The sequence below is a fragment of the Fusibacter sp. JL298sf-3 genome (assembly GCF_053842995.1).
Genome location: NZ_CM132608.1, coordinates 641,485 through 656,210 on the forward strand (window position 1 = coordinate 641,485; position 14,726 = coordinate 656,210).

Annotated in this window: 11 protein-coding genes, 1 pseudogene, 2 riboswitches and 1 other annotated feature; of the genes and pseudogenes, 7 read left to right on the forward strand and 5 right to left on the reverse strand. The window is 45.9% G+C overall.

Annotated features, from left to right (window positions below; translation table 11 throughout):
• Window positions 1–185: 185 nt before the first annotated feature.
• The 3 genes from ACR6HW_RS03105 to ACR6HW_RS03115 form a co-directional block, all read right to left on the reverse strand.
• Complete coding sequence (locus ACR6HW_RS03105) at window positions 186–3,545, reverse strand: DUF4430 domain-containing protein (protein ID WP_455729713.1); 3,360 nt, start codon at window positions 3,543–3,545, stop codon at window positions 186–188.
• A gap of 126 nt (window positions 3,546–3,671) precedes the next feature.
• A riboswitch (cobalamin riboswitch) is annotated at window positions 3,672–3,848 on the reverse strand.
• Between the two features lie 122 nt (window positions 3,849–3,970).
• Window positions 3,971–4,591 (reverse strand): flavodoxin family protein, encoded by a 621-nt coding sequence (locus tag ACR6HW_RS03110; RefSeq protein ID WP_455729714.1) that lies wholly within the window; start codon window positions 4,589–4,591, stop codon window positions 3,971–3,973.
• Window positions 4,592–4,599: 8 nt separating this feature from the next.
• Window positions 4,600–5,103, reverse strand: a complete 504-nt coding sequence (locus ACR6HW_RS03115) for a nitroreductase family protein (RefSeq protein ID WP_455729715.1) — start codon at window positions 5,101–5,103, stop codon at window positions 4,600–4,602.
• Between the two features lie 196 nt (window positions 5,104–5,299).
• On the opposite strand from ACR6HW_RS03115, the gene ACR6HW_RS03120 reads away from it, so the two are divergent.
• Complete coding sequence (locus ACR6HW_RS03120) at window positions 5,300–5,608, forward strand: winged helix-turn-helix transcriptional regulator (protein ID WP_455730853.1); 309 nt, start codon at window positions 5,300–5,302, stop codon at window positions 5,606–5,608.
• Window positions 5,609–5,612: 4 nt separating this feature from the next.
• Here the strand turns inward: ACR6HW_RS03120 and ACR6HW_RS03125 are convergent, their stop codons facing one another.
• Entirely contained in the window at window positions 5,613–6,857 is a 1,245-nt protein-coding gene (locus ACR6HW_RS03125; protein ID WP_455729716.1) for an aminoacyl--tRNA ligase-related protein, read from the reverse strand.
• Window positions 6,858–7,003: 146 nt separating this feature from the next.
• Window positions 7,004–7,229, reverse strand: a binding site (T-box leader).
• Window positions 7,230–7,420: 191 nt separating this feature from the next.
• Between ACR6HW_RS03125 and ACR6HW_RS03130 the strand changes: the two genes are divergently transcribed.
• A complete protein-coding gene (locus ACR6HW_RS03130; RefSeq protein WP_455730852.1) occupies window positions 7,421–8,836 on the forward strand; it encodes an ISNCY family transposase in 1,416 nt (471 codons plus the stop codon).
• Window positions 8,837–8,917: 81 nt separating this feature from the next.
• Here ACR6HW_RS03130 and ACR6HW_RS03135 read toward each other — a convergent pair whose 3' ends face one another.
• Window positions 8,918–9,505, reverse strand: coding sequence for a TetR/AcrR family transcriptional regulator (locus ACR6HW_RS03135; protein ID WP_455729717.1), 588 nt, complete (start codon window positions 9,503–9,505; stop codon window positions 8,918–8,920).
• A 179-nt stretch (window positions 9,506–9,684) separates the two neighbouring features.
• On the opposite strand from ACR6HW_RS03135, the gene ACR6HW_RS03140 reads away from it, so the two are divergent.
• The 5 genes and pseudogenes from ACR6HW_RS03140 to ACR6HW_RS03160 all read left to right on the forward strand — a co-directional run bounded on the left by ACR6HW_RS03140 (window position 9,685) and on the right by ACR6HW_RS03160 (window position 14,279).
• On the forward strand, window positions 9,685–10,350 hold the full coding sequence (locus ACR6HW_RS03140) for a metal-dependent transcriptional regulator (RefSeq protein WP_455729718.1): 666 nt from the start codon (window positions 9,685–9,687) through the stop codon (window positions 10,348–10,350).
• A gap of 1 nt (window position 10,351) precedes the next feature.
• Complete coding sequence (locus ACR6HW_RS03145; RefSeq protein ID WP_455729719.1) at window positions 10,352–11,272, forward strand: metal ABC transporter solute-binding protein, Zn/Mn family; 921 nt, start codon at window positions 10,352–10,354, stop codon at window positions 11,270–11,272.
• 10 nt (window positions 11,273–11,282) lie between these two features.
• Window positions 11,283–12,017, forward strand: a complete 735-nt coding sequence (locus tag ACR6HW_RS03150; protein WP_455729720.1) for a metal ABC transporter ATP-binding protein — start codon at window positions 11,283–11,285, stop codon at window positions 12,015–12,017.
• Between the two features lie 13 nt (window positions 12,018–12,030).
• A pseudogene (locus ACR6HW_RS03155) lies at window positions 12,031–12,903 on the forward strand (metal ABC transporter permease); the annotation flags it as partial.
• 254 nt (window positions 12,904–13,157) lie between these two features.
• Window positions 13,158–14,279, forward strand: coding sequence for a metal ABC transporter permease (locus tag ACR6HW_RS03160; RefSeq protein WP_455729721.1), 1,122 nt, complete (start codon window positions 13,158–13,160; stop codon window positions 14,277–14,279).
• A gap of 164 nt (window positions 14,280–14,443) precedes the next feature.
• Window positions 14,444–14,636: riboswitch (cobalamin riboswitch) on the forward strand.
• Window positions 14,637–14,726: the final 90 nt, after the last annotated feature.

Here is a 14,726-nt window from a genome sequence, read left to right on the forward strand (position 1 = left end):
TTAACGGCAGTTGATCCGATGACAAAACGCCTTAGTGTATAGTAGAAAAGCAGTAAAAACCGCAACAGATTTAAGCTTTTACGGCTAACAGCTGCAGCGGTCTTTCTAGTGTTGTCATCGCTTATTTGCCTTTAGGAGCGACTGACATCCCAGCTTACTTAATTGTTAGAAATGTCCAATTGAATTCATTTTGTTTCTGCACCTTCCGGTACTTCCAGTGTTTCCGGCGCTTCTGGTACTTCTGGTGCTTCTAGCGCTTCCTGTGTTTCCGGTGTTTCTAAAACGTTGGATTCGAGATCGACTTTTTCTTCGGCAACTGTCGGTTGAGCGTCCACAACCAATTGAATTGACGGCATCACAGAAAATTTATCTCTCAACACATCTGCGTTTAAGTTCGGTTCTCCAGGACCAGACATATCGCGCTCAGTACCTAGTGGAGAGCCCCACCATTCGCAATCAATATGTCCCTCTGCTAAAGTATATGTTTTAGATTCAGGTAAAGTCACTCGAATGGCGTTGTGCTCTGCCAACTCATACTGAACATTGTCGTAAGAGATCAACTCTCCCAAGTCGGGATTTGTATAGCGCACCGTTGTGCCATATGTCGATCCCCACTGACCGTTTGGCGCATACCAAGTCGGGTTGTATATCGTAGCGAGTTTATAAACCGGCATCGTTATACCTTTAAAGGCAATATGTGCCGTATCCCCCGCACGTAGCGGTTGCCCCGGAGAGGTTTCATTCTCCACTGCCACCTCTATTTTTCTGGCATCAAGCACATAATAGAGCACTTGTGAAGCTGTTCGAATCCCTACAATATTGCTTCTGTTTTCAAGCTGTACAGTAACTTGTGAGCCGTTTGTCGGCTGGGTCTGTCCGTTTACAGTCACTTCAAATGGTGCGTCTGAAGTGACTGTAAATGTATAAGGCGTCGTCTCCCCTTGACTAAAGTAAACCGTGTCGTAGCTACGTAATGCAATATCCGTTGATAGGGCTAAAGGTGCGTCTGGCGTCTCTTGAACGTCTACCACAAAATACGATTTGTTAACAGGAGAGCAGGCGCCGTACATTTTCCCATTTGCTTCTACTGCGTCATAAGAAACTTCTACCACACTGGTACCTGTTTTGACAGCAGTTACTGTCATTTGAGACGCCGTTGTCTCTTCAAGCGAAACACTGTCCCCACTGACCAACCTATAGCGATAAGGAGGATGAGTGATGCTGTTGCTTATTGGCCCATCAATAATCTCAGGAACCCTTCTGCTCACCAGCTGATAGGTCTCCCCTACACCTAAAATTTGAAAGTTGGTGTTCAACCATAAATCGTTTTGAAAGTCGTCTGGAACAACTGCCGGCGTCGGCACATAAGGGGTTTTTACAACCAAAGCCTCTTGAGCCGCTAAAATGGTCGCTATAGCGTCGCTTAGCTCCAAACCTTTGACATCGTCGATTTCTTTTCCCTGATACGCTGGATTGGCTACGAGAACTTCAGCGCTTTGAATTGCCTGTGCCAATCGACTATAAGATTCCGGCGTATAATCACTTGCGAGATAATCCGTTTTGGCAATGCTGACATAACGGGTTACTACATCCGCTAGTGACAACGTGCTGTCGTTGTACTCCTGTACATAGACAAAGGTAATGGCATCCCCCTGTTTAACCGGTACTTTCGATACCCCTACATTTGGGAATTCGCCGTTGACATGGAACATCCAACCACTCCCAGAACCGTGGTCAAATTCATCGTCGCCGTCAATAGATTGAATGTACACGCTGTCATAGGTACCATAGTACATGTGCTCAAATGGGATATTGCGCGCAGTCAATTCTCTTTCGAACACATCCCAAACGGTATCCCCTTCATTAAATCCAATTGAAACTCTAGAAAGTGTGTCACCTTTACCGATAATCCGCTTTTCTATGGCGAGCGTCGCCTCTAACTGCGTTTCCTGAATACTGCTCTCCACATCCCTCATGTCATAAAGGGCAAGCGCACCTTTTGCATAGCGCTCGTAGGCCACCAGTGCGTATAGCCCTTGGTCGGTTGCCATTGCATTGGGACCCGATTCCGATTTAGCGTGTTTAAAACCGCCGCCGTCTACATAATAGCTGAGAAGTGCTGTTACAGGTGTGCCTTTCTGCTCTACAAAGCGCTCATCTGTGTGCGCATCTATGCCAAGCGCTGACAAAGCGACAACAACCTGTCCTATACTTTCACTTGAATCGCCATAGCTCGACTGAAAGGACCCATCGTCATTTTGCATTTGAGACAAAACATCGAGTGCATTTTCAATAGCGAGGGCCACGGACGGCTGATCCCGATACGGTGCAAGAGACTGTAAAGCCATCGCAGTTATATCGACGTCTAAGCCAAAGGCTTTCGACAATGCAAAGCCCCCACCATCACACTGATAGTCAGCAAGCAACTTGTCGATTATCCACTGTCTTGTCGCCGTAGCACCTTGTGGTTCTGCTGTCCCTTTAGCGTCGAGTGCCAGTAGTGCAAAAATCAGTTCATTAGCGCCCTGTCGTGCGCCGAGTTCTCCACTTGGCTTAATGTTAGGGAAATTGGCCCCTTTGTTCCAAATGTAATCGTATAAATCTACACCGCCGACATTGGAAGGTTCTTTGCCAATAGCAGCCAGTGCCAGAGCAATGCGTTCGACTTCTGTGACTTTATCGCTAAAGCGTCGCTTCTCCTTTTGACTTTCTTGAGCGACATGGGCGACTACGCGTTCGTAGTAATCGTCGTAGTAGCTCGCAGGAACGTCAATGCCGCCACGTGCTAGCGAAAATACCGACCACTCGCCACCTATACTGCCTATTGTTGGAGCGTCGTTCTGCGCATACACATACGCTCCTGTTTCGCGAATCGCTTTGGTTACTTCAGTTAGAATCGGAGCTGTTTTTTTGACGACTTCAACGATACAAGTGGCTGTTTTGCCACCGTCTGGTGTCCGTACTTCCACTGTTGCAGAACCTTCTGCCAGTGCAGTCAGTACACCATCGTTTACTTTGACGACAGTAGGATCACTGGATTTCCAGATAAGCGGATCCCCTTGTCTACTTTCGGGCTTTACGACAACTTGGAGCACTTGTTCCGCCCCCACGGAAAGGTGTAAATCTCCGCTTGCGAAAGTAAGGGACTCCACGGGTTCTTTATTGCCCTTAACCGTTAATAGGTTGCTTAACGTCTTCGGTGCAACTAAAGTATCCCATACAAAAGTCTTTGCGTAAAATAGACCTTCTGTAGGCATTTGAAGCAAACTGCCATAGTGCTGTTTTGCACCGGGCTGCATCTGCATTTTAACGTAGTTGTACGTCAATAGACGGTCTGTCCCAGACTCGTACACCCCCGTTACAAAATACCCTTCTAAAGCCGTTTCCGAGGTGTTCTCGGCGACAAAGTTCAATTCAGCATCTTTGGCATTTTCAAAATTCTCAGCCGACTCGACTGATAAGACGATTTCTGCCGCAAGAGCTACTTGTGAGGCTGTCGTCACCATAAATACGGCCAACAGCAGCGCCAACATTCTACGTTTCATAATACCCCTCCCATAATTGTATTTGCTACAGAACATCATGTGTTTTCTGCATATAAAAAAACCCGCGCACGGCGGGTTTAAACATCAAAAAAATATGACATTTGCCTCTAAGCCCCCGTAGAGTTACTGCAACATGCGTTCTAGGCAGGTCTTCTGACTCAAGCGTCGCCTTTCACACCGCCTTCCCGCCTTACGGCAGTGGCAAATGATGTGAAATCAGCTCATACAGCGGCGGGACCGTGCAGGATTCTCACCTGCTTCCCTATTATCCGTTTTCACGGCACCTTGAACGTTCCTATTAAATTCATCATCAGTTTATCTCAACCAATATTACTTGTCAACTACATCCAGTTGAAATAAAACTTTTATCCTACAATTATTTTAAGTGCGTATCATCAATACTGCTGTGTCATTAGAAGAACCGCTTATCGCACAAAGTGCGTGTACACTTTCTCTACTTGTTCAGGTGCCCCTGAGGCGGTTGCCATCGTCTTTAGCAAATAAGCCATATTGCGGCCCAATGTCTGCATAATCTGTTGCCCTTCTTTATCTTGAATGGCGTCTCCTGGTGCTGTCCCATGTACGACATTCCAGTAGTTGCCACTGGGCATCATCATCTCTGCATAATTGATGTAGTGATTTAATTGTTCAAACGTCGGAATGCCACCGGAGCGCCGAACAGCGACCACTGACGCACCGACTTTATGCCTGAGCATCGCGTTGCCCGCCACGTAAAAAGCGCGATCTAAAAAGCACTTCATGGTTCCTGCGACACCTGCGTAATAAGTCGGCGAGCCCAGCAGTATACCGTCTGCTGCCTTCATTTTTTGAATCCAATCGTTTACCGGGTCATCGTCGATAACACATTTCTCATTTTTATTGCGCTTACAGGCGCCGCAGGCGAGACACCCTCTTATTTTTTGATTCCCCACTTGTACAATTTCGACGTCTACACCCGTGTTTTCGAGTTCAGTTGCCACCCATTCTAGGGCTTGTTGTGTGTTGCCGCCTTTTCTGGGACTTCCATTAAATGCAATGACTTTCATACATCCTCCTATTTGTAAGAATTGCGGTAAACACGCGTAGCGTCGTAACGATTTTGAGCCGTTCTCGATTCATCCGGTTCACCCACAGCTACAATTGACAGGGGGACAATGTGTTTCGGTAACTGAAGCAGCGCACTCAATTTTTCGACGCGCTCTTCATTTGGATAGGTGCCAATCCACACGGCGCCAAGACCTTCGTCCTCAGCTGCGAGTAAAATGTTCTCCGTTGCAGCGGAACAGTCTTGTACCCAAAATCCCTTTGCCTTTTCTTTTGACGTGTCGCCGCACACCACAATAGCATAACTGGCCGTATTCAGCATCTGTGCATAGGGGTTAAATGCCGCAATAGCCGAAAGCACCTCTCTGTCGTCGATTACGACAAATACCCAAGGCTGTTGATTCGCCGCAGATGGTGCCTGCATGGCCGCCTTGAGCAAGTACTCAATTTGAGCTTCTGACAGTTTGGATTCCTTGTACTTTCTAATACTCTTTCTCGTAAAAATAGCGTTCATATAAGCCTCCTTAACTCTTGATATGTTTGCCTATTCATGCTATTATTTTAACGAAACAGTTTGATATTAACAAGTATGCACTATTAAGTGCTATAGTATCTAAAAAGATACTATTAGAAAGGAGAAGCCCTTGGATAATCCCTGTGCAAAACTTCAGGTCAATGGCAAACAGTACAGCTGCACATTTGAAATCACTATGGCCTTAATCGGCGGCAAATGGAAGCCCCTCATCATTTGGCATCTCGGCACAAAAGGGGTGAAGCGATTCAGCGAACTCAGACGCCTTATGCCACATATCACCCCTAAGATGCTCACCCAACAACTTCGCGAGCTCGAATCGGACAACCTCGTCTTGCGCACAGTGTACCCACAAGTCCCCCCTAAAGTAGAATACAGCCTCACAGAGCTTGGCGAAACCCTAATGCCCGTCCTATCGATGATGTGCCAGTGGGGAGAAGGGTACTACAACGCCTACTGCAAAGAGCCACTGCCAGACGCACTATAGCACTTTAAAACGCCAACCGTTCCTTTAGAACCGCTACACATTCCGCCGCTGTTATTACCGTCGCTTCGCCACGCACTCGATCCAGCCATTCGATACCGCCTGCGTCGAGCGCCTTTCGGCTGACAATTAGACGATGCGGCGCACCGAACAAATCGGCTTCTGAAAACATAACGCCTGCACGGATGGCCCTGTCGTCGTAAAGGACTTCTATCCCCTGCGATAATAGGGCCTCATAGAGTGTTTCCCCCGCCTCTTTTACAGCGGTATCCGAGCAATTAAGCACGCAGATTTCCACTGCCCAAGGCGCGACGGCAGCCGGCCAAACGACGCCCCTGTCGTCGGCACAGATTTCTGCAATTGACGCCACCAATCGCCCCATACCGATGCCGTAACACGCCATTAGCGGGTGCTTCACATCACCACCGTCGCTATAAGTCATTCCCATAGCTTTGGTGTAACGGTCTCCAAGCTGAAAAATATTGCCCACTTCGATACCCCTTTTAAAAACGAGGGCGCCGTTGCCACAAGCTTTACAAGTCGTCCAGTCTTCACCTTCTGCGTTCCACAAGTGACCGCAAGCCGTGCACTGCACCAGCTTATCTTCGCCTATCGGCGTCACCAACATGAGTTCGTGCGACACATCGCCACCCATTATGCCGGACTCAGCGGTTACCACTTCTACGTCTTTAAGGCCCACCGTTTTGAAAAATCTCAAATACGCGTCGAGCACCTTTGCGTAAAACGCCTCCAAATCCTTTTGCGTCTTGTGAAACGAGTACGCGTCTTTCATTTTAAATTCTCGCGTCCGAATAAGCCCTGCTCTCGGTCTTTCCTCATCCCTAAACTTGGTTTGAATTTGATAAACCATAAAGGCGGTGTCCAGTGGCCAGTGACGCACCAAGTCGACGACGGCCTCTTCATGAGTCATGGCGAGGAGAACCGCACTACCGTTTCGATCTTCCGTTTTTAAAAGTTCCTCTCCGACGCTGTCCCATCGGCCGGACGCACGCCAAAGTTCTGCAGGCAGTACCACTGGCAAAGACACTTCAAGCCCGCCAAGTACATTCATCTCCTCTCTTATCAACTGCTCAATTTTCTGTGTTATCCGCGTCATCAACAGGGTACTCGAATAAATACCACTCCCCACTCTATGGATGTAACCGCCTCTTACGAGTACGGCGTGGCCTTGGCTCTTGCAATCACTCGACACCTCTTTGTAACGCTTCCCCACTAACTGTGTAACTTTCATAAATCGAACTCCTTTCGTGTGATCCGGTTCGACATGCCTCTTGAGGCACCGTTCTCCTCTGACGGCTTCTCGCGTTGAATAGTCGCGAGAACCCTTTTGGAGGAGAACTTGTCTCATAAAAAACGCCCTAAATCGATGTGTTATCGATTTAGGGCGAATGTCTCCGCGGTACCACCTAAATTCAGACGTTTGTCTGCGCTCTTTCAATACGAAACTGTTGTTTGATATCTAGTCTCTATAACGGGAGACCTCCGGTTGCGCTTTCGGCAACAGCTCAAAGAGAGGTTCACGCTTATCTGCCAAAAGGTTTTCACCAACCACCTTCTCTCTACATGGCTTCATCGCGCTACTGGTTCTTATCTCAGCTTTTTATTTGTGTTATTCTAGCACACGAACTGAAACAATGCAAGCCTTATTTCTACTTAAGTTCCCAAACTATGATTCACATGTGATAATGTCTTAAGTAATCAAACGTGATTTTGTCCCAAAAGATATAATGCTATAATAATACCTCAATGAATGAAAGCATCGAGGTAAATTAAATGACAAAGGTAGAATTACGTATGAATGAAAATCTAAAATATGAAATCATTAAAAAGCTCGTCGATACGAATGGCAATAAAAAAACAGCTTCACTTAAGCTAGGCTGTAGTATTAGAACGGTTAATCGATTAATCCAGGGCTATCGGTCAGAAGGGAAAGACTTCTTTGTCCATGGAAACCGTGGAAAGAAACCCGTTCACGCCCTGTCTAGCGAAACTAAAACGTTGATTTTAGGACTTTACAGGACCAAGTATCCCGATGCGAATTTCGCTCATTTTACTGAAATCCTAGCAGAGCAAGAACACCTTTTTCTTTCTCCAACTACTGTAAAAAATATCCTTATGGAACAAGATGTTTTATCTCCCAAGGCTCACAGGTCAACAAAGAGAGCCCTTCGTAAAAAATTAGAAGCCCAAAAGAAAAAGGCTACTTCTAAAAGGGACATGGCGATTATTCAGCACAAGATCGTTGAACTCGATGAAAGCCACCCTAGAAGACCTAGATCCGCCTACTTTGGAGAAATGCTTCAGATGGACGCTTCGGTTCACATCTGGTTTGGTGGCGTCAAAACCCACTTACACGCTGCTATAGACGATGCCACAGGGCGAATCGTGGGGGCTTACTTCGACCACCAAGAAACACTTAAAGGCTATTACAATGTCTTTCATCAAATTTTAACAACCTATGGTATCCCACACATGTTTTACACAGACAGAAGGACTGTTTTTGAATACAAACAAAAAAAGGCCCCTTCACTTGAAAAGGATACCTTCACTCAGTTTTCTTACGCTTGCCATCAACTAGGGGTAGATATAAAAGTAACAAGCGTTCCACAGGCCAAAGGACGCGTAGAACGCTTATTCCAAACACTACAATCACGACTGCCGATCGACTTAAGAAACGCAGGCGTATCAAGCGTAGAGCATGCCAACGAATTTCTGAACTCCTACATAAAGAAATTCAATGACAAGTTTGCTCTGCCTTTTGATAATAACAAATCTGTGTTTGAAACGCAACCGTCTGATGAAAAAATCAATCTAACGCTTGCGGTAATTGCTGAGCGCAAAATTGATACAGGCCATTGCATTAAATTTGAAAATCAATATTTTAAACTCATGGACGACAGAGGCCTCCCTATTTATTACCACAAAGGCACTCCGGCTGTCATTATTAAGGCTTTTAACGGCTGTTTGATGGCCTCTGTAAACGAGAACGTTTATGAACTCGAACTTATCCCTTCTCATCTAAGGAAATCTAAGAACTTTGATTTTCAGGACGAGTTCGAGGCTCTGCCTAAAAAACGCAATATCCCTTCTATGATACATCCATGGCGGAAGAGCGCCATCAAGAAATTTATCAAAACACACTATGCTCAACACAATTATACTTTTGAGGACATCATTAACACTCAAGAAAACTTTTTCTCCGCTAATTAACAAAGCACCAGCTTTTTACTGGTGCTCATGTTTCATTTATTTTGGGACATTTTCAAAAGTGATTGACAGCCTTATTTCTACTTAAGTTCCCAAACCGTCTATTAAAGCTTCTATGACTGACACCACAACCGAATCGAGTGGCTTATCGCCGCTGTAACGTTCGATTTCCGTCATACAGGCCGTGATAACATAGGCGCCCACCTCCGGCGCAATACTTGTCTTCACCCCACCCTTCAGTTGATAGTGTTTAATAACCTCTTCCAACAATCTGTGGCTCTTTGGTATTTCTATTGACAAAATTTCATTTTTCAAAGGCTGCGGGCATTCGTTCATAAATTTTTTGTGCAATGCTACATTTTCCATGTCAAAAAGTATCCCCGCATTCACTGCTTCAATGAGTATTTCCTTAAAAGATTTCTCAGCAGTTTTTTTAAATACTTCTGACAAGCAGGCACTTTTCGCCTCATTTATTTCATGAAACAAATACTTGTACAAATCGTCTTTGTGCTCAAAGTATTGATAAAAACTACCTTTAGGAATGTCTGCGGCTTCCACGATTGCGTCTATAGTTACTTTTTTATAAGGGGTATTAGAAAAAACGGCTAAGGCCGCATCTATAATGCGCTTGCGTTTTTCTTCAGGTAAATTAAAAAAAGTTCTCTTAGGCATAGATCCTCCTCGTATTACATTTAAACGTCTAGAGCTTCCAGGGTGACTTGTAGTCACTTTAAGGCCTTATTCATCAATTGTCAAGTATAAATAATGATTGACAAGTCAAAACATCAGTTGTAATATATAGGTGAGTATAATTTTAAGGTAGACCTTAACTTATTTTTAAAGGAGTTTCTATGAATAGAGCAGAAGAAGACTATATCAAAGCGATCTACGAGCTAAGCGAACGCATTTCCCCCAATCCTTATGTAACGAATTCGGAACTGTGTCAGTGGCTAAGGCATAGTGCACAAACAGTTAATGAGATGGTTAAAAAGCTTGAAAAGGCACAGTACATCACCTACAAGCGCTATAAAGGGTCTCAACTTACCGAACACGGACTGCTCTCAGCCATTAAGCTCATTCGAAGACACCGACTTTGGGAGTTGTTCCTCGTTGATAAGCTCGATTTTGAGTGGCAACATGTCCACGAAGAAGCCGAACAGTTAGAACATGTAACGTCGGAAATGCTTGAAAAAAAACTCTATCTATTTCTTGGCAATCCTCGGTTTTGTCCCCATGGCAACCCAATCCCAGACTTAAGTGGGCATATCGCCAGTCGCGATTTACAGCCGCTCCAAGTTGCTCCGATAGGAAAAGTCTGTATGGTTGCAAGTGTTGAGGACGATCCAGAGCTACTGGTTTATTTAAATCAACTGAACATTTCCCTTCAATCGACACTCACAGTGACACAATTCGATCCCTATGGGGAAATCGTTCATCTAGAAACTGAAACCGGCTGTATGCCCATCAGTTTTAAAATCGCAGAAAAAATTTACGTAAAGATTATTGAGGAGGTATAATATGAAACGCATTTTACTCGCATTAACTCTTGTCGCTGTACTCGCTATTACAGGATGTACCCAAACACAACCGGAGACCACTGCATCTGGACTAACCGTTGTCGCAACCACCACCATGCTCGCCGATCTCTCTAGAGTCATCGGTGGAGAGCACATCACCGTTGAAGCGCTTATGGGCCCGGGCATTGACCCACACCTCTACAATGCCAGTGCGGGAGACGTAGACAAAATGACCAACGCCGATATGGTCGTCTACAACGGCTTACATCTTGAAGGTAAGATGGGCGAAATATTTGAAAACTTAAAAGGCGGCGAAAAAATTGTCGTTGAAATAGCAGATGGACTCTCATCTACCACTCTTGTGGCAGACACCGCAACAGGTGCACACGATCCACACATCTGGTTTGACGTTATGCTCTGGAAAGAAGCCAGTGCGAACTTACTCTCTGGCTTGATTGAGCTAGACCCTGAAAACGAAAGCACCTATCGCGCCAATTACGACGCGTATGCAAAGGAGCTGGACGCATTAGACGCATATGTAAGAGAACGCATTGAGTCGTTAGAGCCAACAGCTCGCGTTCTAGTAACTGCTCACGATGCTTTTGCCTACTTTGGTGCCGCTTACGACTTTGAAGTGGTGGGGCTACAAGGCATCTCCACTGAGTCTGAAGCCGGCACGGCCGACGTGTCAGCACTTGCCGATTTCATCGTAAAACGACAAATAAAAGCAGTGTTTGTAGAATCGAGTGTCCCTAAAAAGAATATCGAGGCGCTCCAAGAAGCGGTTCAGGCAAAAGGGTTTGACGTGGAAATAGGCGGCGAACTCTATTCGGATTCCCTTGGAACAAAAGGGACCGATGCCGAAACTTACATCGGAACAGTCCGCGCAAACGTCGATACTATTGTCGGCGCTTTAGAGTAAGGAGGTCGCAATGCAATCTAACCCTATTATTACAGTAGAAGATATGACCGTCGCTTACAACGAAAAACCCGTTTTATGGGATATAGACTTGCAAATCCCAAGAGGCGTTCTTATGGCCATTGTCGGCCCCAACGGCGCTGGCAAATCCACTTTAATTAAAGCGATGCTCAGCCTTATAAAACCCGTTACAGGAAAAGTGCTCTTTAATGGCGCTACTTACGATACGCAAAGACGTTTCATCGGCTATGTCCCTCAACGCGGCAGCGTCGACTGGGACTTCCCAACCACAGTACAAGACGTAGTGCTCATGGGGCGTTACGGCCATGTCGGCTGGTTTAAACGCCCTAAGAAGCAAGACAAGCATATTGCTTTTGAAGCATTAAAAAAAGTCGGTATGAACGATTACGCAAACAGACAAATCAGTCAACTTAGTGGCGGTCAGCAACAACGTGTCTTTCTGGCGCGCGCATTGGTTCAAGAAGCAGACATCTACTTTATGGATGAGCCATTCCAAGGTGTCGATGCAAAGACAGAACGCGCCGTCATTGAGATTCTCAAAGAACTGCGTCGACAAGGCAAAACAGTTATCGTCGTTCATCACGATTTGCAAACTGTACCGGAATACTTCGACTGGGTGACCTTGCTCAACACCCAAATGGTCGCCAGTGGTCCCGTTTCTGATGTTTTTACAGAGGAAAACTTGAGGAAAACGTACCGTAGTACCGGACAAGTCCTCAAAAGTTAGGGGGGGAAAATTTATGACATCTTTAGAATTTTTCTTATCAGATTACACGTTGCGGCTCGTGGCATTAGGCTCTGCACTACTAGGGATTATTAGCGGAGTGGTCGGTAGTTTCGCCGTCTTAAATCGAAAAGGGCTTATCGGCGATGCGGTATCACATGCGGCTTTGCCGGGAATAGCCATTATGTTTGTTATTCTCCAAAACAAGAACACTGAGCTGTTCTTGCTAGGAGCCTTGATTGCCGGGCTCTTGGCTACCGGTTTAATCACTTTAGTCACTCGGCATACACGCATCAAAAATGATGGCGCCATGGCTTTGGTCCTTTCCACTTTCTTTGGCTTCGGATTGGTCTTGATGACCTATATTCAGAAAATCCCAAACGCCAATCAAGCAGGCATTGACAAGTTTATCTTCGGACAAGCCTCTACGCTTTTAAAGCGAGACGTCTACAGTGTCTCCATTATCGGTATGCTTTTATTAGCGCTTGTCGTTCTCTTTTGGAAAGAACTAAAACTGGTGACATTTGACAGCGCTTTTGCGGACAGCTTGGGCTTTTCAGCGACTAAGCTCAATCGGCTGATGTCCTGTATGATCGTCGTTTCAATTATTATAGGCCTTCAAACTGTCGGGGTCATTTTAATGAGCGCCATGCTCGTCGCTCCCGGCGTTGCCGCACGTCAATGGACCAACAGCCTCTCTAAAATGGTGGCCCTCGCCGGTGCTTTCGGTGCATTCAGTGGCGTTTTAGGTACCTTGATTAGCTCCTCTATGCGTAAGATGCCTACGGGCCCGGCCATTGTCGTCATTATAAGCCTTATCGTTCTTATAAGCATCTGTTTTGCCCCTGAGCGCGGTTTAATCTGGCGTTACCGACAACAGAGAAACCGCTACAAAAGCATAACATCGGATCAATTGCTGTTTAGCTTATACCGTTTGTCTCAAAATCACGGGGAAGAGAATAGAAGCCACAACCTGTTGGCAATCAATCCTTCCTGTGCCAACGACAAAAGGCTTCAACGCGAAATAGAGCAACTCCTCGACAGAAGCGATTGTGTAGAACGAGATTATTTTAACCAGTGGATGCTCACTGAAAAAGGGCTTGCGTATGTTAAAACTCATCCCCTGAGAAAGGAGGCGCTGCTATGAGTGCGCAAATGGAAATTCAGTTAATTGCCGTCGTCGTAGCGGTGGCTTGTAGCTTACCCGGCGTTTTTCTCGTCCTCAGAAAAATGGCTATGATGACAGACGCCATCACACATACCATCTTACTGGGAATTGTCGCCGCTTTCTTTGTCGTTCACGACTTGAACTCGCCGCTACTTATTATCGGAGCAGCAGCCGTCGGTTTACTCACTGTGTACTTAGTGGAGCTGATTACGGCAACACGTCTCGTATCTGAAGACGCAGCCATTGGCATCGTCTTCCCACTCCTCTTCAGCATCGCCATTATTTGGATCAGCCGTTACGCCGGTAAAGTCCATATTGACACCGACGCCGTTTTGCTTGGCGAACTGGCTTTTGCACCTTTTAACCGCCTTGTTATAGGCGGTGTGGACCTCGGCCCCAAAGCGTTGTATACAATGGGGACCGTTCTCGTTCTCAACGTCGTCATGATTGTTTTGCTGTTTAAAGAACTTAAAATAAGTATTTTTGATGCTGGACTCGCTTCTGTACTGGGCTTCTCACCGGTTCTGATTCAGTATTTACTAATGACCAGTGTGTCCGTCACAACTGTTGCAGCTTTTGAAGCTGTCGGTTCAATCTTGGTAATCGCATTTATGGTAGGCCCACCTATTACCGCCTACCTCCTTACAGACCATCTTAAACGGCTGCTTTGTTTCAGCGCCGCCATTGGCACCTTCAACGCACTCGTTGGCTATCGATTTGCCTACGCATTCGATGTGTCCATCGCCGGGAGCATGGCCACTGTAACGGGACTGACTTTCTTGTTGGCTTTTATCGCAGCACCGAAACGCGGAATGATCACTGTACTTAGACGCCGAAGTGTTCAAAGGCGGGAATTTGCACAAAAAGCCATCGTCTTTCACATGCACCGACACACCGATACCGCCGAAGCACGTGAAGAAAATGGCGTGAAGTCGCTGCACTTACATGTGAACTACTCAAGGGAACGCCTTGAAAAAACCATGAGACAGCTCATTCGCGAAGAAAAAGTCGTCGTGCTCGACGGAATTTACCACTTGACAGAAAAAGGACGACACTTTGCACTGGAAAGCTACGACGCTATTCTCGGGACGGTCTAAAATCAACAAAGCCTTGTAAAGCACTTCGTGCATGCTATTGCTCTGATAAAAATCGAGCTCTAAAGGCTAACAAGGCGTATCTAGCGGATTTTATTATATTTACTTTTACAACAGTTTGTGCTAGTATATCAGCGGGACATCCCTTAATTTCATAGGAAACCACAGGTTTCCAATGGTCAATTGGTTTCTTCTTAGAAATAAGAGGAATTAAAAGGAACTCGAGTGAGAACCTCGGACGGTCAGGCCACTGTATTTGGAGAGTGCACTTCATTTAGCCACTGAACAAAGTGTTTGGGAAGGCGAAGTCTTCACGTTAGCATCCATAAGTCAGGATATTGCCAATTGATTGACACCACCCCCTTCCAGTGAAAGGAACGTGTTCATCGTACGATATTTATTATGGATTTACTCCGTGAAATCAAAGAGACTTTATTGTACCAAACCGGC

What these genes read in the sequence shown, in the direction of transcription:
- ACR6HW_RS03105 (WP_455729713.1), bottom strand. Translation starts at nt 3,545, where the DNA reads ATGAAACGTAGAATGTTGGCGCTGCTGTTGGCCGTATTTATGGTGACG.
- ACR6HW_RS03110 (WP_455729714.1), bottom strand. Translation starts at nt 4,591, where the DNA reads ATGAAAGTCATTGCATTTAATGGAAGTCCCAGAAAAGGCGGCAACACA.
- ACR6HW_RS03115 (WP_455729715.1), bottom strand. Translation starts at nt 5,103, where the DNA reads ATGAACGCTATTTTTACGAGAAAGAGTATTAGAAAGTACAAGGAATCC.
- ACR6HW_RS03120 (WP_455730853.1), top strand. Translation starts at nt 5,300, where the DNA reads ATGGCCTTAATCGGCGGCAAATGGAAGCCCCTCATCATTTGGCATCTC.
- ACR6HW_RS03125 (WP_455729716.1), bottom strand. Translation starts at nt 6,857, where the DNA reads ATGAAAGTTACACAGTTAGTGGGGAAGCGTTACAAAGAGGTGTCGAGT.
- ACR6HW_RS03130 (WP_455730852.1), top strand. Translation starts at nt 7,421, where the DNA reads ATGAATGAAAATCTAAAATATGAAATCATTAAAAAGCTCGTCGATACG.
- ACR6HW_RS03135 (WP_455729717.1), bottom strand. Translation starts at nt 9,505, where the DNA reads ATGCCTAAGAGAACTTTTTTTAATTTACCTGAAGAAAAACGCAAGCGC.
- ACR6HW_RS03140 (WP_455729718.1), top strand. Translation starts at nt 9,685, where the DNA reads ATGAATAGAGCAGAAGAAGACTATATCAAAGCGATCTACGAGCTAAGC.
- ACR6HW_RS03145 (WP_455729719.1), top strand. Translation starts at nt 10,352, where the DNA reads ATGAAACGCATTTTACTCGCATTAACTCTTGTCGCTGTACTCGCTATT.
- ACR6HW_RS03150 (WP_455729720.1), top strand. Translation starts at nt 11,283, where the DNA reads ATGCAATCTAACCCTATTATTACAGTAGAAGATATGACCGTCGCTTAC.
- ACR6HW_RS03160 (WP_455729721.1), top strand. Translation starts at nt 13,158, where the DNA reads ATGAGTGCGCAAATGGAAATTCAGTTAATTGCCGTCGTCGTAGCGGTG.